Origin of the sequence: Georgenia sp. SUBG003, from assembly GCF_000715355.2 — a bacterium.
Taxonomy (GTDB): domain Bacteria; phylum Actinomycetota; class Actinomycetes; order Actinomycetales; family Actinomycetaceae; genus Georgenia.
In genome coordinates this window covers 2,870,902-2,891,299 of the sequence record NZ_CP180204.1, presented here as the reverse complement: position 1 = coordinate 2,891,299, position 20,398 = coordinate 2,870,902, and the positions used below count along the sequence as shown (strand labels likewise).

Genomic DNA, 20,398 nt, shown 5'->3' with positions numbered 1-20,398 from the left:
GTCAGGACCTGCCGACGAGGAGGCTCATCGCCTCGGCCCGGGTGGCGGCACGGCGCATCTGGCCGCGGACGGCGGAGGTGATGGTGCGCGAGCCGGGCTTGCGCACGCCGCGCATGGACATGCACAGGTGCTCGGCCTCGACGACGACGATCACGCCCCGGGGCGACAGCCGGTCCACGAGCGCGTCGGCGACCTGGGAGGTCAGCCGCTCCTGCACCTGCGGGCGCCGGGCGTAGCCCTCGACGAGACGGGCGAGCTTGCTCAGGCCGGTCACGCGCCCGTTCTCGGCGGGGATGTAGCCGACGTGGGCGACGCCGTGGAAGGGCAGCAGGTGGTGCTCGCACATCGAGTACAGCGGGATGTCGCGCACGAGGACCATCTCTTCGTGCCCGATGTCGAAGACCGCGTCGAGGTGGTCGGCGGGGTCCTCGGCGAGGCCGGCGAAGATCTCGGCGAACGAGCGCGCGAGCCGGTCGGGGGTGCCGGCCAGGCCCTCCCGGTCCGGGTCCTCGCCGACCGCGAGGAGGAGGTCACGGACCGCGCGGCGCACCCCGTCGGCGTCGTAGGGCCGGGGCGTGTGCTCGTAGCGCAGCGGGGAGGAGTCGCTGGCCATCCCGTCGGTCTCCGGGGGCGAGCCGGCGATCCCGCTCTCCCACGTCGCGGGGCCGGGTCCGGCCGGGCGCGCCCGGGGCCGCGAGCTCAACTACATCTCCGACGCGACGTCGTCTCGCGTCGAGCGGCCGAGGGCGTGACCGAGGCCGAGGCGGTGCGGGCCGGCACGAAGCTGGCGACGGCGCTCGCCCGGGCCGTCTCCGCCGTCGGGCCCGAGCCGGCCCTGTGGCCGCTCGACGCGAACCTGCGCCCGGAGGGCAAGGACGGCCCGCTCGTGCGGACCCTCGCCTCGCACGTCGCCTACTACGAGCGGTGGGCGAAGACCTGGGAGTTCCAGGCCCTGCTCAAGGCCCGGCCCGTCGCGGGCGACCTCGCCCTCGGGCAGGCCTACTGCGACGCGCTCTCGCACATGGTGTGGACCGCCGTCGAGCGCGAGAACTTCGTCGAGGACTCCCAGGCGATGCGGCGCCGGGTCGAGGAGAACGTCCCGGTCGCGGAGGCGGACCGCCAGCTCAAGCTCGGCCGCGGCGGCCTGCGCGACGTCGAGTTCACCGTCCAGCTCCTCCAGCTCGTCCACGGACGGACCGACGACTCGATCCACTCCCGCACGACCCTCGAGGCCCTCGCGCAGCTGGCCGCGGGCGGGTACGTGGCCCGCGAGGCCGCGGCTGCGCTTGACCAGCACTACCGGTTCCTGCGCCTCCTGGAGCACCGGCTGCAGCTGCACCGGCTGCGGCGCACCCAGCTGGTGCCCACCGACGAGGAGAGCCTGCGCAGGCTCGGCCGCGCGATGCGGCTGGACGGCGTCGACGGCGCGGGGGGCGCTGGAGAAGCGGCTGCGCCAGGTCCGCCGCGAGGTCCGCGACCTGCACGAGGAGATCTTCTACCGCCCCCTGCTCCCGGCGACCGCCCGCCTGAGCGCCGACGACGTCTCCCTCGCCCCGGAGGCGGCGCGGGCGCGGCTGGCCGCGATCGGATACCACGACCCCGACGGTGCCATCCGGCACATCGCGGCGCTGACGGAGGGCATCTCCCGGGCGGCCGCCATCCAGCGTCACCTCCTGCCCGTCATGCTGGGGTGGTTCGCGCAGGGCCCGGGCCCCGACTCGGGGCTCCTCGCCTTCCGCAAGCTCTCCGAGACCATGGGCACCACCCACTGGTACCTCAAGCTCCTGCGTGACTCTGCCGGTGCGGCCGAGCGGCTGGCGCGGCTGCTCTCCACCAGCCGCTACGCGGCCGACGCGCTCGGCAGGCTGCCCGAGGCGGTCGCCTGGCTCGACGACGACGAGGAGCTCGCGCCGCGCACGACCGAGGCGCTCGCCGCCGAGCTCGGCGCACTGCAGGCGCGGCGCGCCGATGCGGTCGAACGGGCGATGGCGGCCCGGTACCTGCGCCGGCGCGAGCTGCTGCGCGCCGCCATCGGCGACGTCCTCGACCTCGGCGACCACGCCCGCTCCGCCGCGATGGTCAGCGGCGCCGCCGAGATCGCCCTGCAGGGGGCGCTGCGGGTCGCCGTCGACCACGCCGTGGCCGAGACCGGCGCGGACGGACCGCCGTCGCGGTACCTCGTGGTCGCGATGGGCCGGCTCGGCGGGAGGGAGATGGGCTACGCCTCCGACGCCGACGTGCTGTTCGTCCACGAACCGCTGCCGGGCGCCGACCCGGAGACGGCCACCCGGACCGCCCTCGCCGTCGCCACGGCGGTGCGACAGCTGCTCGGACGGACCGGACCCGAGCCGGCCCTGCCCGTCGACGCGGCCCTGCGCCCGGAGGGCCGCAACGGTCCGCTGACCCGCACGCTCGCCTCCTACGCGGAGTACTACGACCGGTGGGTCGAACCGTGGGAGCGGCAGGCGCTGCTGAGGGCCCGTCCCGTCGCGGGCGACCCCGAGCTCGGGCGGCGGTTCGAGGCTCTCGTGAACCCGCTTCGCTATCCCGCCGGAGGCCTCGCAGACGGCGAGGTGCGCGAGCTGCGCCGCATCAAGGCCCGGGTGGAGAGCGAGCGGCTGCCCCGCGGCGTGCCCCCCACCCGGCACCTCAAGCTCGGCCGGGGCGGGCTCAGCGACGTCGAGTGGACCGTGCAGCTGCTCCAGCTCCAGCACGCCGGGGAGGTCGCGGGCCTGCGCACCACCGGCACCCTGGACGCGCTCCACGCGCTCCACGAGGCGGGGATCGTGCCGGTGGAGGAGGCGGAGCGTCTCGCGGAGGCCTGGCTGCTGGCCTCGCGGATCCGCGACGCGATCGTGCTCGGCACCGGGCGGGCCACGGCCGACCGCGCGGACGTCCTGCCGCACGAGCCGGCCGATCTGGAGGTGGTCGCGCGCCTGCTGGGGCTCCGGCCCGGACGACGGCTGGACCTCGAGGAGCACTGGCTACGCACCTCCAGGCGTGCACGGACGGTGGCGGAGGAGCTCTTCTACGACTGACGGGCGCCGGCTGGCGCTGCGGCTCCTGCCGCGCCGCCGGACCGCCGGTCCGGTCGCTGCGGACGACCAGTCCGGCAGCCCGGGGGACAACGGGAGCGGGGGACCGGTGCTCAGAGCACGCTGGAGAGGAACTCCCGGGTGCGATGGTGCCGGGGACGGTCGAGGACGGCACGCGGGTCGCCCTGCTCGACGACGACGCCGCCGTCCATGAGGACGAGGTGGTCCCCGACCTCGCGCGCGAAGCCGATCTCGTGGGTCACGACGATCATGGTCATGCCCTCCGTGGCCAGGTCCTTCATCACGCCGAGCACCTCGCCGACCAGCTCGGGGTCCAGGGCCGACGTCGGCTCGTCGAACAGCATGAGCTCCGGGTCCATGGCCAGTGCCCGGGCGATCGCCACCCGCTGCTGCTGGCCGCCCGAGAGCTGGGCAGGGTAGTGGTCGACCCGGTCGGACAGTCCGACCCGGGCCAGCAGCTCCAGCGCGCGCTCGCGGGCCCGGGCCCGCCCGGTGCCGAGGACCTGGACCGGTGCCTCCATGACGTTCTGCAGCGCGGTCATGTGCGGGAAGAGGTTGAAGCGCTGGAACACCATCCCGATGCGCGAGCGTTGCCGGGCGATGTCGCGCGGGTGGAGCCGGAAGAGTTCCGGGCGCCCCCGGCGTACCTGCTCCCGGTAGCCCATGAGCTCGCCGTCGACCTCGATGCGGCCGGCGTCGATCTGCTCCAGCTCGTTCACGCAGCGCAGCAGCGTCGACTTGCCCGAGCCTGACGGGCCGACGACGACGCACACGGAGCCGCGCGGGACGGTCAGGTCCACGCCGCGCAGGACGTGGAGGTCGCCGAAGAGCTTGTGCACGCCGGCGATCCGGACCATGGGCGTGCCGGCCGTCCCGCCCGCGCTCTCGCCGACGGCGGTCTCGCCGGCGGTTCCGGGGACCGCGGGCGAGGTCGGGGTCGTCGTCGTCTCCTGCGTGGTCATGGCGTGTACTCCAGGAAGGGGTCGTCCTTGGTGGTGCCGGCCGCGAGGATGGCCTGCTGCCGGCGGCCCAGTGCCTTGCGCGTGCGCCTGGACCCGCCGACGCCCGCGCTGCGCGCGCCGTCGAACCCGCGACCGTAGTAGCGCTCGAGGTAGTGCTGGCCGACCATCAGCACCGAGGTGACGGCGAGGTACCAGATGGCGGCGACCATGAGCAGCGGGATGGGCAGGAAGAGCCGGTTGCCGATCGCGTTCGTCGCGAAAGTCAGGTCGAGGGTGAACGGCACCGCGAGCACGAGGGAGGTGGTCTTGAGCATCGAGATCGTCTCGTTGCCGGTCGGCGGCACGATGACGCGCATCGCCTGGGGAAGGACCACGCGGCGCAGGATCTTCGACTCCTTCATGCCCAGCGCGCGGGCCGCCTCGGCCTGGCCGGGATCGACGCCGGCCAGGCCTGAGCGGAAGATCTCCGACAGGTACGCCGCCTCGTTGAGCGCGAGCCCGATCAGCGCCGCCCAGGCCGCGTTGAAGACGTCGTTGGTGTCGACGACGACGAACTCGGGTCCGAAGGGGACACCCAGGCTCAGCCGCGGGTACAGGACGCCGAGCAGACCCCAGAACACCAGCTGGGTGTAGACGGGCGTGCCCCGGAAGAACCAGATGTAGACCCACGCCACCCAGCGCATGACCGGGTTGTCCGAGCGGCGCGCGACGGCCAGCGTCATGGCGAGGACGACGGCGACGAGCATCGAGCCGGCGGTGAGGAGCAACGTCCACCCGACGCCCTTGACGACGTTGACGTCGCGGAGGTAAAGCCAGACCACGTCCCAGCGGAAGTTGGGGTTGGTGACGAGGGTGTTGGCCACCATCGCGGCCAGGACGGCGACGACCACCGCCGAGACGGCGCGTCCCGGTCGGCGAACCGGGCGGGCACGGATCAGCTGAGGAGGAGCGACGGGCCCGCCCGGGCCGGCGTGCGCGCCCGGGCGGGTGCCCTGCGCCGCGTGCGGTGCGGCGGCCACTCAGACGGCCGGGTTCAGCTCGGCGGTGGCCAGTGCGCCCGTTACGCCCCAGGCGCCGAGGATGTCCTCCCAGACGCCCTCGTCCATGAGGTGCTGCATCGCGGCCTGCAGGGCGGCGGTCAGCTCCGGGTCGTCCTTGGACACGGAGATGCCCTGGGGGGGCGGCGTCGGTGACGTCGCCGAGCTGCTCGACCTGGTCGTCCGTCTGCAGTGCGGCGTACTGGCCGACCTGGGAGTCGGCGTACATGATGTCGATCTTGCCGCCGACGAGGTTGGTGGTGACGTCGGCCTGGGAGGTGTAGCGCAGCACCTCGATCGGCTCGTCACCGGCGTCGGTGCACGCGGTGGAGATTGCGTCGACGTCCTCGTCCTGGATGGTGCCGGTCTGCACGCCCATCGTGGTCCCGCACAGGTCCTGGGCGTCGAGGCCCTTCGGGTTGCCCTGCTGCACGGAGAAGGTCGAGCCGGCGGAGATGTAGGCGATCATGTCGACCTGCGCGACGCGGTCGGGGTTGACCGAGAAGGAGGCGATCCCGGCGTCGTACTGGGTGCCGATCGCGGGGATGATCGACGCGAACTCGGCGTGCCGGACGTCCACCTCCGCGCCGAGCACCCGGCCGAGGGCCATCGCGAGATCGACGTCGTAGCCGGTCGGGGTCTGCCCGTCGGGGCCGCCGAGGAACTCCGCGGGTGCGTACTGGAGGTTCGAGCCGACCGTGAGGGTGCCGTCGAAGTCCGCGGGCAGCATCTCCGCGATCTCGTCGACCTTCTCGAGGCTCTCCACGTCGTAGGTCGCTCCGCCGCGGCCGTCGGATCCCCCGTGGAAGGGGCGGACGCCTCGGAGGCGTTGGTGCACGAGCTGAGGACGAGCGCCCCGGCCGTGGCGGCGAGGACGAGGAGGGGGAGGCGACGCATGATGAGCTCCGGTGAGGGACGACAAGACCCTTCCACCGTATATCCATCACCATGCATGACTATGCAGGTGGCGGTGTGTGCTCGCGCACACCACCGTCCGCGCGTTCTCCCGGACGGCCTGGGGTTACCGACGGGACGGGCGCGGGAAACGGCGACGGGAGGCCGGCGCGCGCCGGCCTCCCGTCGTGGTGCTACCGGAAACTCACAGGTCGTAGTACAGCTCGAACTCGTGCGGGTGCGGACGCAGGCGCAGCGGGTCGATCTCGTTGGTGCGCTTGTAGTCGATCCAGGTCTCGATGAGGTCCTTGGTGAACACGTCTCCCTCGGTGAGGTAGTCGTGGTCGGCCTCGAGGGCGTCGAGCACCTTGGGCAGGGAGTCGGGCACCTGCTCGATCTGCGCGTGCTCCTCCGGCGGCAGCTCGTAGAGGTCCTTGTCGATCGGCTCCGGCGGCTCGATCCGGTTCCGGATGCCGTCCAGGCCGGCCATGAGCATCGCGGAGAACGCGAGGTAGGGGTTCGACGAGGGGTCCGGCACGCGGAACTCGATGCGCTTCGCCTTCGGCGAGGAGCCGGTGACCGGGATGCGGATGCACGCGGAGCGGTTGCGCGCCGAGTAGACGAGGTTGACCGGGGCCTCGAAACCAGGCACGAGGCGGTGGTAGGAGTTCACCGTCGGGTTGGTGAACGCCAGCAGCGAGGGAGCGTGACGCAGCAGCCCTCCGATGTACCAGCGGGCGAGGTCGGACAGGCCGCCGTAGCCGCGCTCGTCGAAGAACAGCGGCTTGCCGTCCTTCCACAGCGACTGGTGCGAGTGCATGCCCGAGCCGTTGTCGCCGAACAGCGGCTTCGGCATGAAGGTGGCCGACTTGCCGGCCTGCCAGGCGGTGTTCTTGATGATGTACTTGAACTTCATCACGTCGTCCGCTGCGGCGCGCAGCGTGCCGAAGCGGTAGTTGATCTCCTGCTGGCCGGCCGTGCCGACCTCGTGGTGGGCGCGCTCGACGTCCAGGCCCACCTGCTGGAGGGCGCGGACCATCTCGTCGCGCAGGTCCGCCATCTGGTCGTTGGGGGAGACGGGGAAGTAGCCGCCCTTGTAGCGCGTCTTGTAACCGAGGTTGGCGCCGTCCTCGTCCCGCCCCCGTGTTCCAGGCCGCCTCGGCCGAGTCGAGGTAGTAGAAGCTCGAGTGCTGGGTCGTCTGGAACCGCACGTCGTCGAAGATGTAGAACTCCGCCTCGGCGCCGAAGTAGACGGTGTCGGCGATGCCGGTGCTCTTCAGGTACGCCTCGGCCTTGGCGGCGATGTTGCGCGGGTCGCGCGAGTAGGCCTCGTCGGTGAACGGGTCGACGATCGAGAAGTTGACCACGAGCGTCTTCTGCTTGCGGTAGGGGTCGACGAACGCCGAGGTCACGTCCGGCACGAGCTTCATGTCCGACTCGTGGATCGCCTGGAAGCCGCGGATGGAGGACCCGTCGAACATCAGGCCGTCGGTGAACGCGTCCTCGTTGAACGCCTCGACGGGGATGTTGAAGTGCTGCATGACGCCCGGCAGGTCGCAGAAGCGGACGTCGACGAACTTGACGTCCTGCTCCTTCGTGAAGGCGATTGCCTCCTCGGCGTTTGAGAACATCCGTTGGCTCCTTGAGGGTAGGGCTGGTGGGTCCGTGGGCGGCGACGCGTTCGGGCGGAACGGCTCCGGCCTGGCGGGCGAGTCGAAGGTAGCCCGCGGCAGTTTCCCGTGTGTCACCCGAATGTGTCCGGCGTGTTACGCGCGACGGCGGAGGGGATGACCCTCGTCACAGGGGGAGGTCGGCGCGAACGGACGCGTCCGTGTCTGTGCGCGTACCCGTGCCGCGTGCCGGGGGCCTTGCGCGTACCCGTGCCGCGTGCCGGGGGCCTTGCTTCCTCCCCGGTAGGCTCGTGCGGTGCCCGACCCCGTGTTCCCGCCTGTCGCCGGCCTCGGGCGACGCGTCCTCGCCCTCGCCGTCGACTGGGCCCTCGCGTCCGCGGTCAGCGCGGGATTCTTCGGTTTCGACGCCCTGGCCACGCTGGGGATCTTCGCCCTCATGACCTGGCTGATGGTCGCCACCCTCAGCGCCACCGTCGGGCACGTGGTGGCCGGACTGGCGGTGCGCACGCCGGGGCGCGGTCCCGCCGGCCCCGTGCGCGCGCTGGTGCGCACGCTCCTGCTGTGCCTCGTGGTCCCGGCGGTCGTGTGGGGCAGCGACGGCCGCGGACTGCACGACATGGCCGCCGGCACGGTCGTCACCCGCATACGGTGACGGCACCGGCCCGGCCGGCACGGGTGCCGGCGAGGTCGGTGCCGTCATGACCTCCGCGGGAGTCGGGGCTCAGCGGCCCCGCATGCCCTTGCGGTCCGGGCGCGCCTTCATGGGGTCGATGCCCTTCGGGACGGGCGTCCTGGCGCTGCCCAGCGCCTGGAGCCGCTTGGCCACCTGGCCGACCTCCGCCGTCGTCAGCGTCTTCTTCAGGCCCTGCACGGTCCTGGTGAGCTTGCCGATGGGCACCTGGCCCTGCTCGTTGCCGTACTGCACCAGGTGCACGGGGACGTTCGGGGCCACGCGGGCGACCTTCTTCCGCTCGTCGTCGAGCATGCGGGTCACCCGGTGCGACGGCCCCTCGGAGACCAGCACGATTCCCGGGCGGCCCACCATCCGGTAGACCAGGTCCTGGTGGCGCGGGTTGACCGCGACGGGCTGCTCCTCGATGTTCCACCCGCGCCGGATCTGCCCGAGCACCGCGCCGGCTGCGCCGGGACGCCCGTCGATCTGGGAGTAGCTGGCCTTCCGGGTCTGCGTGGCCAGCAGGATCATCATCGCCATGAGCGCCAGCAGGAGGCCGAAGAAGGACATGTAGACGGGGTGGCCCCATGCGAAACCGATGCCGAGCGCGACGCCCATCACCAGGACGAAGACGCCGACGAGCACCCACGTGATGGACGGGTTGACCTGCCGCGTGAGGCGGTAGGCGTCACGGATGTTGTGGTACCAGCGCTGCTTCTTCTCCGTGGGGGCGGCGGAGACGTTCTCGCCGTCGTTCTTCTTGCGGGCCATGACGCCCAACGATACCGGCCCGGCGCGCGCGTCCGGACCGGCGGGTCACCGCACGAGGGCGGCGGCCTCCTGGCGCGACGTCGTCGGCTCGGTGAGGTGCGCGAGGGCCGGCGGGACCTCGAGCCCCTTCTTCACCATGGCCCGGCCCCAGAGCCGCCCGGCGCGGTAGCTGGACCTCACCATGGGGCCCGCCATGACGCCCAGGAAGCCGATCTCCTCGGCGATCTCGGAGAGCTCGACGAACTCCTCGGGCCTGACCCACCGCTCCACGGGGTGGTGACGCACGGAGGGGCGCAGGTACTGGTTGACCGTCAGCAGGTCGGTGCCCGCGTCACGCAGGAGCTGCATGGCGTCGACGACCTCCTCGAAGGTCTCGCCCATGCCGAGCATGAGGTTGGACTTCGTGACGAGACCGTCCTGCGACGCCGCGGTGATGACGCTCAGCGACCTCTCGTAGCGGAAGCCGGGGCGGATGCGCCGGAAGATGCTCGGCACGGTCTCCAGGTTGTGCGCGAGCACCTCGGGCCGCGACGAGAACACCTCGGCGAGCTGGTCGGGCTTGGCGTCGAAGTCCGGGATGAGCAGCTCGACCCCGGTGCCCGGGTTGAGCGCGTGGATCTGGCGCACCGTCTCGGCGTAGAGCCAGGCGCCGCCGTCGGCAAGGTCGTCGCGAGCGACGCCCGTGACGGTCGAGTACTTCAGGCCCATCTGCTGCACGGACCTGGCCACCTTGAGCGGTTCCAGACGGTCGAACGCCGACGGCTTGCCGGTGTCGATCTGGCAGAAGTCGCAGCGACGGGTGCACTGGGACCCACCGATGAGGAACGTCGCCTCACGGTCCTCCCAGCACTCGAAGATGTTGGGGCAGCCGGCCTCCTCGCAGACCGTGTGCAGCCCGCCGCCGTGCACCAGCTGCTTGAGCTCGCGGTACTCGGGGCCCATCACAGCCTTCGTCCTGATCCACTCGGGCTTGCGCTCGATGGGCGTCTCGGCGTTACGGGCCTCGATGCGCAGCATGCGGCGGCCTTCGGGGGCGATCGTCACGGTGGGTTCCCGTCATCTCGCAGTCGGTGTGTTCGTCGATCGTACGTGCCCGGCGGGCGTGGGGCGGATCCGGCCGGCGGGCGGGCCCGGCCCGGCGCTCGCCAGGTCGGCTCGTCCGGCGCGAGCCGACGGGGTCAGGAAGCGACGCGGGCAAACGGCCCGTTCACGGTGATCGGCGCAAGCGCCCGCACGAGCTCCTCACCCAGGTCGTCGACCACGTCGAGCGGCGTGACCAGCCGTCCGGTCTCCGCGGTGAGGGACGTCACGTCGGCGTCCTCGATCCCGCACGGGACGATCCGGTCGAAGGCGTGCAGGTCCGGGCACGCGTTGAGCGCGATGCCGTGCATCGTCACGCCGCGCGCGACCCGCACCCCGACGGCGCAGAGCTTGCGGTCGCGGCCTCGCCCGTCGGCGAGCACCCACACGCCGGAGCGGCCCGGGACCCGTGCCGTCGGTACGCCGTGGTGCGCCGCGACGTCGATGACGGCCTGCTCGAGCGCCCGGACGTAGGCGACCACGTCCACGGGCTCGCGCAGCCGCACGACGGGGTAGGCGACGAGCTGCCCGGGTCCGTGCCAGGTGATACGGCCACCGCGGTCCACGTCGACGACCTCGGTGCCGTCGTCGGGCCGTTCACGGCGGGCTGTGCGCCTGCCGGCCGTGTAGACGTCCGCGTGCTCCAGGAGCAGGACGGTGTCCGGACGCTCGCCGGCCGCCACCTCGGCGTGAACGCGACGCTGCAGCTCCCAGGCCCACCGGTAGTCGACCAGGCCGGTGCCGAGTTCCACGCGTTCGAGCTCCACGCCGCGATCCTAGTCCGCGTCTGCGGAACGGCCGTGCTCGACGAGAAGCACGAGGAGGTCGCGCAGCGTGGCGAGCTGGGCGGGGGAGAGCGCGTCGCCGAGCAGCCTCTCGACGGTGTCCGGGTCGTCCAGCGCGGCGAGCGCCGACATGCCGGACGGGGTGACCGCGACGACCTGGCGGCGGCGGTCGACCTCGTGCCGGCGGCGGGCGACGAACCCCGACCGCTCGAGACCCGTGAGCATCCTGCTGGTGGTCTGCTCCGTGACCCCGAGGAAGTCGGCGATCTCGCGCTGGGAGCGTGGGCCGCCGGCGAGGACCGCGAGCACCGGCAGGGACGCGTGCGTGAGGGACCACTGGTCCAGGTACTCGTCCCACGCGCGTTCGACCCTGCGGGCGGCCGCCGACAGGAGGCGCCCGGTGGGCCACTGGTCGGGAGTGACCGCCACGCCCGGCCCCGAACCGGCCGGTGCGCCGGGAGCGCCCGGCCCTCGAGTGGCTGCACCGGTGACGGGCGTCCGCACGGCTGCCCGCGCCCTCGACCTCCGTGGCCGCCGGCTCGCGCCCGGGCAGCCAGATGCTCTCCGGGACGCCCCGGGTGCGGCGACCGACGACCACGAACACCACGAGGGCCACGAGGAAGACGAGGACGGACGTCCACACGTTCAGGCGCAGGCCCAGCACGGTCTCCGCGTCGTCGATGCGGAGGTACTCGATCCACACGCGCCCGGCGGTGTAGAGCATGACGTAGAGCCAGAAGACCCGCCCGTGGCGCAGCCTGAACCGGCGCTCCGCCCACACCAGCACGGCGGCCGCGCCGAGGTTCCAGACCATCTCGTACAGGAACGTCGGGTGGAACAGGGTGCCCGGCGCGTGCCCGGGCACCAGGTGCGCGTCGTCGATCTGCAGGCCCCAGGGCAGCGTGGTGGGCGCGCCGTAGAGCTCCTGGTTGAAGTAGTTGCCGAGCCGGCCGATGGCCTGGGCGACGAGCAGCCCGGGGGCGAGGGCGTCTGCGAACGGCGCCATGCGCAGGCCCTTGCGGCGAAGCGCGAGCCAGGCGCCCAGCGCGCCGAGCGCCACCGCGCCCCAGATGCCGAGCCCGCCCTGCCAGATGTACAGGGCGCGGACGGGGTCGCCGTCGGGCCCGAAGTAGGCGTCGGGCGAGGAGAGGACGTGGTAGATCCTGGCCCCGACGATGCCGAAGGGCACCATCCAGAACGCGACGTCGAGGGCGGTGTCCCTGGGTCCGCCCCTGGCGGTGTACCGGCGGTCGAGGATCCACCAGGCGGCGACGATGCCCAGGAGGATGGCCAGCGCGTAGGCGCGGACCGGGAACGGACCGAGGTGCCACTCGCCCTGCGGCGGGCTCGGGATGCTCGTCGGCAGGACGGTCAGGGACGCGAGGACGCTGGCGGGCACAGCGTCAGCCTACGGGACCGGGCCGGGCGCCAGAGCCGCCGTGCCAGGCGCTGGCGTCAGCCGCTTCGCCTGACCCCGGTCGGCGCTCGGCCGAGGCGTGCTCCCCACGCCGCCCGGCCGTCGCGTCAGACGCGGTGCGCCCCGGCGGCCAGCTGCTCGCCGAGCGAGCCGAGGTCGCGGAGCCCGGCCTCCACGTCTCCGTCCTCACGGGCCAGGGTGCGCACGAACGCGGAGCCGACGATGACGCCGTCGGCGTACTCGGCGATCTCGGCCGCCTGGGCGCCCGTGGAGACGCCGAGGCCCACGCACACGCGCTCGGCGCCGGCGGCGCGGGTGCGCTCGACGAGACCGCGGGCGTGCGAGTCGACGCTCGCCCGCGCACCGGTGACCCCCATGGTGGACGCGGCGTACACGAAACCGCGGCAGGCCTCGGAGGTCATGCGCAGCCGGGCGTCGGTCGAGCTCGGCGCCACGAGGAACACCCGGTCGAGGCCGTGCGCGTCCGAGGCGGCGATCCACTCCGCGGCCTCGTCGGGGATGAGGTCGGGCGTGATCAGGCCGGCGCCGCCGGCTGCGGCGAGGTCACGCGCGAAGCGGTCGACGCCGTAGCGGAAGACGGGGTTCCAGTAGGTCATCACGAGCACGGCCGCGCCGGTGCCGGCGACCTGCTCGACGGCGCGCAGCACGTCCGCGGTCCGCGTGCCGCGGTCGAGGGCGGTCTGGGTGGCGCGCTGGATGACCTCCCCGTCCATGCCCGGGTCGGAGTAGGGGAAGCCCAGCTCGATGACCTCGGCGCCCGCGGACACGAGCGTCCTCGCCGCGCGCACGGACACCTCGACGTCGGGGAACCCGACCGGCAGGTAGCCGACGAGCGCCGCTCCCCCGCGGGCCTTCGCGGCGTCGATGGCGGCCGCGGTCTTCGAGACGGTCGTGGGGCTGGCGGTCGTCTCGGTCACTTCTCGACGCTCCCGGTCGCGGTGTAGGGGGCGTCGTCCACGGCCCCCGTCTTGGCGGCGTCGTCGGGGCCGGCGGCCTCCGGGACGTCGTCGTGCTGGTCCTCGTCGAGGAGGTGGAACCAGGCGGCCGCCGTCTCCACGTCCTTGTCCCCGCGCCCGGAGAGGTTCACCAGGATGGTCGGGGCCGACTCCCCGGCCGCCGCGGCCTCCCGGCCGATCCGGATGGCCCCCGCGAGGGCGTGGGCGCTCTCGATGGCGGGGATGATGCCCTCGGTGCGGCACAGGAGCCGGAAGGCGTCCATGGCTTCCGCGTCGGTGACCGGCCGGTACTCGGCGCGGTGGATGCTGGCGAGCCAGGAGTGCTCGGGCCCGACGCCCGGGTAGTCCAGGCCGGCGGAGATGGAGTGGGACTCCACGGTCTGGCCGTCCTCGTCCTGGAGGATGAAGGTGCGGGCGCCGTGCAGCACGCCTGGCTCGCCGCCGGTGATCGAGGAGGCGTGCCGCCCGGTCTCGATGCCGTCGCCGGCCGCCTCGAGACCGACGAGGCGCACGCTCTCGTCGTCGAGGAAGGCGTTGAAGATGCCGATGGCGTTCGAGCCGCCGCCGACGCAGGCGCAGACGACGTCGGGCAGTGCGCCGGTGAGGTCGAGGACCTGCTGGCGGGCCTCCTCGCCGATCACCTTCTGCAGGTCGCGGACCATGGCCGGGAACGGGTGCGGCCCCGCCGCCGTGCCGAAGATGTAGTTGGTGGTCTCGACGTTCGTGACCCAGTCGCGGAACGCCTCGTTGATGGCGTCCTTGAGGGTGCGCGAGCCGGCGGTGACCGGGACGACCTCGGTGCCCAGCAGCCGCATCCGGGCGACGTTGAGCGCCTGACGGCGCACGTCCTCCTCGCCCATGTACACCGTGCACTCGAGCCCGAGCAGCGCGGCCGCGGTGGCGGTGGCCACGCCGTGCTGGCCGGCGCCGGTCTCGGCGATGACGCGCTTCTTGCCGACCTTGCGGGTCAGCAGCGCCTGGCCGAGCACGTTGTTGATCTTGTGCGAGCCGGTGTGGTTGAGGTCCTCGCGCTTGAGGATCACGCGCGCGCCGCCGGCGTGCTCGGCGAAGCGCGGCACCTCCGTGACGATGCTGGGCCGCCCGGTGTAGGTGCGGTTGAGGTGGTCCATCTCGGCGAGGAAGCCCGGGTCGACCTTGAGCTCCTCCCACGCGGCCGTGAGGTCGTCGAGCGCCGCGACGAGCGCCTCGGCCACGAACCGCCCGCCGAACTCGCCGAAGTACGGGCCGGCGGCGTCGGCGAGGTGCGCCGGTCGCTCCTGGCTAGGGGTGGCGGTCACCGGCGCACCGCCCGCAGGGACGGGTGCGAGCCCGCGGCCACCATGTCCGCGACGGCGGCCCGCGGGTTGCCGCCGGTCACCAGCGCCTCGCCCACGAGCACCGCGTCGGCGCCGGAGCGGGCGTAGTCGAGCACGTCGTGCGGGCCGCGCACGCCTGACTCGGCCACACGCACGAGCGAGTCGGGGACGGCGTCGACGACCTTCGCGAACACGGACCGGTCGACCTGCAGGTCGTGGAGGTTGCGGGTGTTGATGCCGACCACGCGCGCGCCGGCGTCGACCGCCCGTGCGACCTCCTCGCGGTCGTGGGCCTCGACGAGCGCGGTCATGCCGAGCGAGTGGACCCGCTCGACGAGCGAGGTCAGCACGTTCTGCTCGAGCGCCGCGACGATGAGCAGGACGAGGTCGGCGCCGTACGCGCGCGCCTCCCACACCTGGTACGGCGTGACGACGAAGTCCTTGCGCAGGACCGGGACGTCGACCGCGGCCCGCACCGCCTCGAGGTCCTGCAGGGAACCGCCGAAGCGCCGCCGCTCGGTCAGGACGGAGACGACGGCGGCACCGCCGGCCTCGTACTCGGCGGCCAGACCCGCCGGGTCGGCGATGGTCGCCAGCGCGCCCTTGGACGGGCTGGAGCGCTTCACCTCGGCGATGACCGTGACCGCACCGTCCCCGCCGCGCAACGCGGCGACGGCGTCCTTGGCGCCGGGCCGGCGCTGCGCCAGCTCCTTGAGGACGTCCAGCGGTCGCTGCGCCTCCCGCTCGGCGAGGTCCTCGCGGACCCCGGCGACGATGTCTTCGAGCACGGTCACGGCGCACTTCCCTCCAGGTCGGACGTGCCCCCATCGTAGGCCGAGGCACAGACGTGCCCGGTGCGCCGTCCGAGGACTGGCGCACCGGGCACGGGGGTTCGTGAGGACCGCGGCCGCCGCGCGGCGGCCGCCCGCCGACGGTGGTGAGAGCCGCGGGCTACACGCCGAGCGAGCCGGCGAGGAAGAGGATGTTGGTGATCCAGCTCAGCACTCCGACGACGACCGCCACGATCCCGCAGACGACACCCGCTTTCGCCGCGCCGCCGTTGGTGGCGAGCCCCTGGGCGACGAACCCCTTCGCCTTGCGGCCGGTCATGATCGCCGCGATGCCGAGAGCGATGCCGAGGACCGCCAGGAGCAGACCGACGACGATGCCGACGATGCCGAGGACGAGCGCCGTCGTCCCGACGCTGTTCTTCTCGGAGGTGGGCGTTCCGAACGCGGTCTGGCCGTAGCCGTACTGGTCCCCGTAGCCCTGGCCGTACTGCGGGGCGGCCGGCGGCTGCCCGTACTTCGGGGCCTGCTGCCCGTACTGCGGGGCCTGCTGGCCGTACTGCGGGGCCTGCTGGCCGTACTGCGGGGCCTGCTGCCCGTACTGTGGAGCGGGCACCTCCTGGCCGTACGGCTGCCCTCCCTGGTCCCCGTAGGACGGGGGGTTCTCGCCGTATCGGGGCTGCGGGTCGTTCGCGCTCATGCGTCCTCCATCGGGGCACACCTGGGCAGCCCCCGGTCTGTCGTGAAGTTGTGGTCGTGCAGGCGGCCGGTGCGTGCCCCGCCTCAGGCGCTGTACCAGTCCCGGTCAGCGGTCTCCTCGGGCCCCCGCGCGGCGGGCTGCCCGAGCCCCATGCCGCGCATGACCACGGACAGGACGATCGCGACGACGACGACGGCGGCTCCGGCGATCACGACGATGTTGCTGCCGACGATCAGTCCCACCCCGGCGGCGAGGAATCCGAGGCAGACACCCCACATGAGCACCCACGCCGCCTTGGTCCGGCCGTGGTTCGAGAACGGTGCGGCGGCCGGAAGCTCGTAGGTGTGCGGCTCGGGGGTCTGGACCATGGTTGTGCTCCTCGGTTGAAACGGTCGCCGCCACCTTATCGGCAACCGGCCAGAACCAGCGCGTCAGGCTCGCGGCGCGGGACCGGCGGGACCTGCGGGTTCGCCGGGGCCGCGCCTGCCGTCCTCCTCGCCGGTGCCCGCGCTCGGATCCTCGCCTCGGCCGAGGGCGTCCCAGTCGTCCATCGCCCGGTCGCGTTCGTCCGTCGCCGCGCTGGCGGCGGACCGGGGCGCCGGAGCATCCGCCGCGGAGCCGGCTGCTCCGCTGACGGAGCGGAGTCCTCGCCCGCCTCCCGGGGCCTCGCACCGTGCTGGTGGCCGCCTGGGGCGCGGTGCCGTGGCTGAACCTGGTGGCGGTCGGCCTCCTGGCGCCGTCGTGGGGCGGCGGGATCCCCTGGGGCGAGGTGCTCAACCGTGCCGCGACCAGCTTCGCCGTCGTGCTGTCGCTCTGGGGCGTCCTGCGGATCGCCGACGAGCTGCGCGGACTGCGGGTGACTCTGGCGACTTCGGGCGGGCGGACGCACCCGGAGGACGAGCGCTTCCGGGGCCTGGCCAGCGTCGTGGCTCCGCTCGCGCTCCTGGTAGCGATCGCCGTCGTCCTGCCGCTGGACGAGGTGCTCCGGGCCGAGCCCGCCGCGGGACTGATCCAGGGCGTCACCTGGGTGGTGATCGGGATCCCGCTGTGCACGGCGTTCTGGGTCTACCTCGTCCTCCAGATCGGCCTGATCCGCCTCGGGCGCACCCAGGACGCCCTCCCGGTCTACGACGGCGACCGGACCCTGGGGCTGCAGCCGGTCGGCAGGCTGGCGTTCACGGGGTTCTGGCTCATCCTCGGCACCGTCGTCCCGCTCGTGCTCACCGGACTCGCCGACCTTCCCGTGACGCTGGTCGGGGCCGGTGTGCTCGTGACCGCTCTGGCTCTGTTCTTCCTCTCGCTGACGGACCTTCACCGGCAGATGGTGGCGGTCAAGGAACGCGAGCTGGGGCGGGCGACGGAGCTGTACCGGCAGGTGTACCGCGGCATCCGGGCGACGCCGACCATCGACGACCTCCGGCAGCACGCCGGACTCCTGGGCGCCGCCGAGAGCCTGGAGAAGCGGGCGGAGCGCATCCAGGCGTGGCCCTTCGACGAGGGCACCTTCGCCCGCGTGCTCACCATCGCCTCGAGCGCCGGCGCGACGATCATCGCCCGGCTGATCCTGGCGCCCACGGGGCTCTAGACAGCGGCAGGCTCCGCCGTCGGGACGGTGAGGCGCCGCGCCAGGGCGACCGCGAGCCGCGACGTCGCCACCGTCTGGGCGGCGATGACCGCGGGGAACGCGAGCAGCACCAGCAGGGTGAAGGCCATCACCGCCGGTCCCGCGGGCACGAGCCCGGCCCGGTCCTCCTGCAGCGGGATGCTCACGCTCTGGAAGAGAAGGAGCGCCGCCCCCAGGGCGAGCAGCACGGTGCCCGACCGGCGCCGGCCCAGCGCCCGCGCGACTGCGCCGGGCAGCATGACGAGCGAGAAGATCAGGAGGACGCCCAGGGTTCCCCCGGCCGAGAACCGCGGCGTGTCGCCGCTGAGGACGGCCAGCATCCGCATGAGGACCCTGGCCGCACCGCCGGCCAGGACGCCGAGGACGAGGGCGGCGAGCACACCCGCCGCGACCCGGGGACCGATCTGTCGGAGCATTCCCGCCATCCGTTCGTCTGGGCCGGTCGTCGGCGACCGCACGGTCCAGGAATCGTAGCCACCACCTGTGCAGCAGTCAGCCACCAGAAATGGGGATCCCAGGGGCCCACCGGGGGTGGCGCAGGGCACGAACGGGACGGATCGCCGGCACGGGCGGTCGACGTCGCGGCGGGCCACGGCGCGGTGCCGGCGGTGCCCTCGAGGTGCGGGCGGGCCGCCCGCGGCGGCCACGGCCGCAGCGGCGTGGCGCCTGCCTCCTCCGCACCGCCTGCCGGGGCTGTCAGACCCGTCAGGTCTCCGCTCGCCCATGACGCGCTCCGTCGCAACGGTCCCCGGGTACCTCCAGCGTCCGGCGAGCCGGCGGTGCCGGGCAAGTGCGCGGGCACCTGATCCGCGGCGGACGCCGGTCGGGCCGGCGCAGGAGGGTTGGCCGGAGCACGGAGACCGAGTCCCAGAGACGGCGAGAGCCGCACCGGTGACCGGTGCGGCTCATGCCGTCTGCGAGCGGGTGACGGGAATCGAACCCGCGCTGTCAGCTTGGGAAGCTGAAGTTCTACCATTGAACTACACCCGCAGTGCGCCTTGTGAGCGCGCCGTCACTATACCCATCCCCGGGTGCCCTGTACGAAATCCGGGCCCCCCCGGACCGCGTGACGTGCGCCGCACCCGCCGCTCCGCGACCCGACGACGCCCGTGCGCGCCGGGCGCCCTGTCGGGCGGTCGTCCGGCGGGTCCGCGGGCCGGGTGCCGTGCGCCGCGATGGCAGGATGGGCGCCGTGCTGCTCTCCGACCGCGACATCCGCGCCCAGATCGACTCCGGCCGAGTCCGGCTGGACCCGTTCGAGGCCGAGATGATCCAGCCCGCGAGCCTGGACGTCCGCCTCGACCGATACTTCCGCCTGTTCGACAACCACAGGTACCCGGTCATCGACCCGTCCCAGGACCAGCCCGAGCTGACCCGCCTGGTCGACGCCGGCCCGGACGACCCGCTGGTGCTGCACCCGGGCGAGTTCGTCCTGGGCGCGACCTACGAGCAGGTGACCCTCCCCGACGACATCGCCGCGCGCCTGGAGGGGAAGTCGTCGCTGGGACGTCTGGGACTGCTCACCCACTCCACGGCCGGCTTCATCGATCCCGGCTTCACCGGCCACGTCACGCTGGAGCTGTCGAACACGGCCACCATGCCGATCATGCTCTGGCCCGGCATGAAGATCGGGCAGCTGTGCTTCTTCCAGCTCTCCTCGGCCGCCGAGCACCCGTACGGGTCCGGCGTCCGGGGATCGCGCTACCAGGGGCAGCGCGGCCCGACCGCGTCCCGCTCGTACCTGAACTTCCAGCGGACGCCGGTGCGATGAGCGCGCCGCTCGTCCGTGCGCTGGCCGAGCCGCACCACCTGCTGGTGCTGGCGGCGGACGTCCACCCCGACGAGCTGGAGGCGCTCGCCGTCTCCCGGAGCGAGACGGCGGGGTGGGCCGCGGAGGCGGACCTGCGGCTCGCGCCGGGCGTGCACCTCACCGGCCCGTGGTCGCTCGACGCGGAGCTGCGCACCGCGTTCGACCTGCCGGACTGGGCGGGGCAGGCGTACCTGCTCCGCAGCCCGGTCCAGCGCGGGGGAGCGCTCCCGCCCGAGCTGCAGGGCGTCGACCCCGTGCTGGACGCCTTCGCCGAGGGTGTCCCGGTGGGCGTCGAGCAGGAGGCCCTCGACCACCTGCGCGCGTTCGCCCGCCGCCTCGGCGGGGCGCTGCGGCTCGCGGGCTCGGGCGCCGTCATCGTGCCCGACCCGGAGGCGGCCACCGACCTCACCGTGCTGTCCCCGGTGTGGCTCGACCCCGACGCGTGCCTGCAGGTGCTCGAGCAGTCCCTCCCGCACGTGCGCTCCCTGCTGGACGAGGTCCCCGAGGCCGCCGCCGAGGGGCTCGAGGGCTACGGCATGGTCTCCGAGCTCGACTCCGGCGACCTCGTCGAGCTCATCGCCTCGGGCACGCCCCGCACGCCGACCGTGCTGCGCGGGGAGGAGTGGGCGGCCGAGGGCGTCGTCACCTACGAGCTGCGCTGGCGCCCCGCGCACCCCGAGACGGCCTTCGCGGCCCGTCCGCCGCTCGGCCAGCGCCGCGCCCGCTCCGCGGCGGCCGCCCTCATCGAGCGGGCCGCCGTCGCGCTGCACGCCGTGGTCGGCGGTGAGATCAGCGACGACGACGGGTTCCTCGTGGACCCGACCGACCTCGACGGCTGAGGCGGAGCCGGCGCCTCCCGGTCGGTAGAGCTCCCCGC

General features: G+C 73.2%; 19 protein-coding genes, 1 tRNA gene and 4 pseudogenes. 6 read left to right on the top strand and 18 right to left on the bottom strand.

Going from position 1 to position 20,398, the window contains the following annotated elements:
• Nucleotide 1: 1 nt before the first annotated feature.
• Complete coding sequence (folE, locus tag DA06_RS14765; RefSeq protein ID WP_052436786.1) at nucleotides 2-613, bottom strand: GTP cyclohydrolase I FolE; 612 nt, start codon at nucleotides 611-613, stop codon at nucleotides 2-4.
• Between folE and DA06_RS14760 the strand changes: the two are divergent.
• Nucleotides 578-1,351: pseudogene (locus DA06_RS14760) on the top strand (bifunctional glutamine-synthetase adenylyltransferase/deadenyltransferase); the annotation flags it as partial. The gene folE and the pseudogene DA06_RS14760 overlap by 36 nt on opposite strands.
• Nucleotides 1,287-3,038: a bifunctional [glutamine synthetase] adenylyltransferase/[glutamine synthetase]-adenylyl-L-tyrosine phosphorylase gene (locus DA06_RS14755; RefSeq protein ID WP_052436784.1), complete on the top strand. Its 1,752-nt coding sequence runs from the start codon at nucleotides 1,287-1,289 to the stop codon at nucleotides 3,036-3,038. The pseudogene DA06_RS14760 and the gene DA06_RS14755, both read left to right, overlap by 65 nt.
• A 110-nt stretch (nucleotides 3,039-3,148) precedes the next feature.
• On the opposite strand, the gene DA06_RS14750 is transcribed toward DA06_RS14755, so the two are convergent.
• The 5 genes and pseudogenes from DA06_RS14750 to glnA all read right to left on the bottom strand — a co-directional run bounded on the left by DA06_RS14750 (nucleotide 3,149) and on the right by glnA (nucleotide 7,580).
• Nucleotides 3,149-3,913, bottom strand: coding sequence for an amino acid ABC transporter ATP-binding protein (locus tag DA06_RS14750; RefSeq protein WP_043501401.1), 765 nt, complete (start codon nucleotides 3,911-3,913; stop codon nucleotides 3,149-3,151).
• Between the two features lie 101 nt (nucleotides 3,914-4,014).
• Nucleotides 4,015-5,037 (bottom strand): amino acid ABC transporter permease, encoded by a 1,023-nt coding sequence (locus DA06_RS14745; RefSeq protein ID WP_418605352.1) that lies wholly within the window; start codon nucleotides 5,035-5,037, stop codon nucleotides 4,015-4,017.
• Nucleotides 5,038-5,181 carry a hypothetical protein gene (locus DA06_RS14740; RefSeq protein WP_418605351.1) on the bottom strand — a complete coding sequence of 48 codons (144 nt, stop codon included), beginning with the start codon at nucleotides 5,179-5,181 and terminating at the stop codon, nucleotides 5,038-5,040.
• A gap of 274 nt (nucleotides 5,182-5,455) precedes the next feature.
• Nucleotides 5,456-5,785 (bottom strand): annotated as a pseudogene (locus DA06_RS14735) (transporter substrate-binding domain-containing protein); the annotation flags it as partial.
• Between the two features lie 369 nt (nucleotides 5,786-6,154).
• A pseudogene (glnA, locus tag DA06_RS14730) lies at nucleotides 6,155-7,580 on the bottom strand (type I glutamate--ammonia ligase).
• 295 nt (nucleotides 7,581-7,875) lie between these two features.
• Between glnA and DA06_RS14725 the strand changes: the two are divergent.
• Nucleotides 7,876-8,232, top strand: a complete 357-nt coding sequence (locus DA06_RS14725) for an RDD family protein (RefSeq protein WP_052436783.1) — start codon at nucleotides 7,876-7,878, stop codon at nucleotides 8,230-8,232.
• Between the two features lie 69 nt (nucleotides 8,233-8,301).
• Here the strand turns inward: DA06_RS14725 and DA06_RS14720 are convergent, their stop codons facing one another.
• The 10 genes and pseudogenes from DA06_RS14720 to DA06_RS14675 form a co-directional block, all read right to left on the bottom strand.
• Entirely contained in the window at nucleotides 8,302-9,024 is a 723-nt protein-coding gene (locus tag DA06_RS14720; protein WP_043501393.1) for a DUF4191 domain-containing protein, read from the bottom strand.
• Between the two features lie 45 nt (nucleotides 9,025-9,069).
• Nucleotides 9,070-10,068: a lipoyl synthase gene (lipA, locus tag DA06_RS14715; RefSeq protein ID WP_043501390.1), complete on the bottom strand. Its 999-nt coding sequence runs from the start codon at nucleotides 10,066-10,068 to the stop codon at nucleotides 9,070-9,072.
• Between the two features lie 134 nt (nucleotides 10,069-10,202).
• Nucleotides 10,203-10,871 carry a lipoyl(octanoyl) transferase LipB gene (gene lipB / locus DA06_RS14710; RefSeq protein ID WP_043501388.1) on the bottom strand — a complete coding sequence of 223 codons (669 nt, stop codon included), beginning with the start codon at nucleotides 10,869-10,871 and terminating at the stop codon, nucleotides 10,203-10,205.
• Between the two features lie 9 nt (nucleotides 10,872-10,880).
• Nucleotides 10,881-11,198 (bottom strand): MarR family winged helix-turn-helix transcriptional regulator, encoded by a 318-nt coding sequence (locus DA06_RS14705; RefSeq protein ID WP_418608030.1) that lies wholly within the window; start codon nucleotides 11,196-11,198, stop codon nucleotides 10,881-10,883.
• Between the two features lie 343 nt (nucleotides 11,199-11,541).
• Nucleotides 11,542-12,288 (bottom strand): annotated as a pseudogene (gene lgt / locus DA06_RS14700) (prolipoprotein diacylglyceryl transferase); the annotation flags it as partial.
• A 125-nt stretch (nucleotides 12,289-12,413) separates the two neighbouring features.
• Nucleotides 12,414-13,244: a tryptophan synthase subunit alpha gene (gene trpA / locus DA06_RS14695; RefSeq protein WP_043501374.1), complete on the bottom strand. Its 831-nt coding sequence runs from the start codon at nucleotides 13,242-13,244 to the stop codon at nucleotides 12,414-12,416.
• Complete coding sequence (gene trpB, locus DA06_RS14690; protein ID WP_418605348.1) at nucleotides 13,241-14,581, bottom strand: tryptophan synthase subunit beta; 1,341 nt, start codon at nucleotides 14,579-14,581, stop codon at nucleotides 13,241-13,243. Before trpB ends, trpA begins: the two co-directional genes overlap by 4 nt.
• On the bottom strand, nucleotides 14,578-15,393 hold the full coding sequence (gene trpC, locus DA06_RS14685; protein WP_043501372.1) for an indole-3-glycerol phosphate synthase TrpC: 816 nt from the start codon (nucleotides 15,391-15,393) through the stop codon (nucleotides 14,578-14,580). Before trpC ends, trpB begins: the two co-directional genes overlap by 4 nt.
• A 157-nt stretch (nucleotides 15,394-15,550) precedes the next feature.
• Nucleotides 15,551-16,087 (bottom strand): hypothetical protein, encoded by a 537-nt coding sequence (locus DA06_RS14680; RefSeq protein WP_052436782.1) that lies wholly within the window; start codon nucleotides 16,085-16,087, stop codon nucleotides 15,551-15,553.
• A gap of 83 nt (nucleotides 16,088-16,170) precedes the next feature.
• Entirely contained in the window at nucleotides 16,171-16,455 is a 285-nt protein-coding gene (locus DA06_RS14675; RefSeq protein ID WP_052436781.1) for an HGxxPAAW family protein, read from the bottom strand.
• A gap of 305 nt (nucleotides 16,456-16,760) precedes the next feature.
• Here DA06_RS14675 and DA06_RS14670 point away from each other — a divergent pair, with 305 nt between their 5' ends.
• Entirely contained in the window at nucleotides 16,761-17,672 is a 912-nt protein-coding gene (locus DA06_RS14670; RefSeq protein WP_043501368.1) for a hypothetical protein, read from the top strand.
• Here the strand turns inward: DA06_RS14670 and DA06_RS14665 are convergent.
• On the bottom strand, nucleotides 17,669-18,127 hold the full coding sequence (locus DA06_RS14665) for a hypothetical protein (protein WP_043501366.1): 459 nt from the start codon (nucleotides 18,125-18,127) through the stop codon (nucleotides 17,669-17,671). The genes DA06_RS14670 and DA06_RS14665 overlap by 4 nt on opposite strands.
• Before the next feature lie 503 nt (nucleotides 18,128-18,630).
• A tRNA-Gly gene (locus tag DA06_RS14660) sits at nucleotides 18,631-18,701 on the bottom strand.
• Nucleotides 18,702-18,903: 202 nt separating this feature from the next.
• On the opposite strand from DA06_RS14660, the gene dcd reads away from it, so the two are divergent.
• Complete coding sequence (gene dcd, locus DA06_RS14655) at nucleotides 18,904-19,482, top strand: dCTP deaminase (RefSeq protein WP_043501363.1); 579 nt, start codon at nucleotides 18,904-18,906, stop codon at nucleotides 19,480-19,482.
• Nucleotides 19,479-20,360, top strand: coding sequence for a hypothetical protein (locus tag DA06_RS14650; protein ID WP_052436780.1), 882 nt, complete (start codon nucleotides 19,479-19,481; stop codon nucleotides 20,358-20,360). The genes dcd and DA06_RS14650 overlap by 4 nt, the downstream gene beginning before the upstream one ends.
• Nucleotides 20,361-20,398 lie beyond the last annotated feature (38 nt).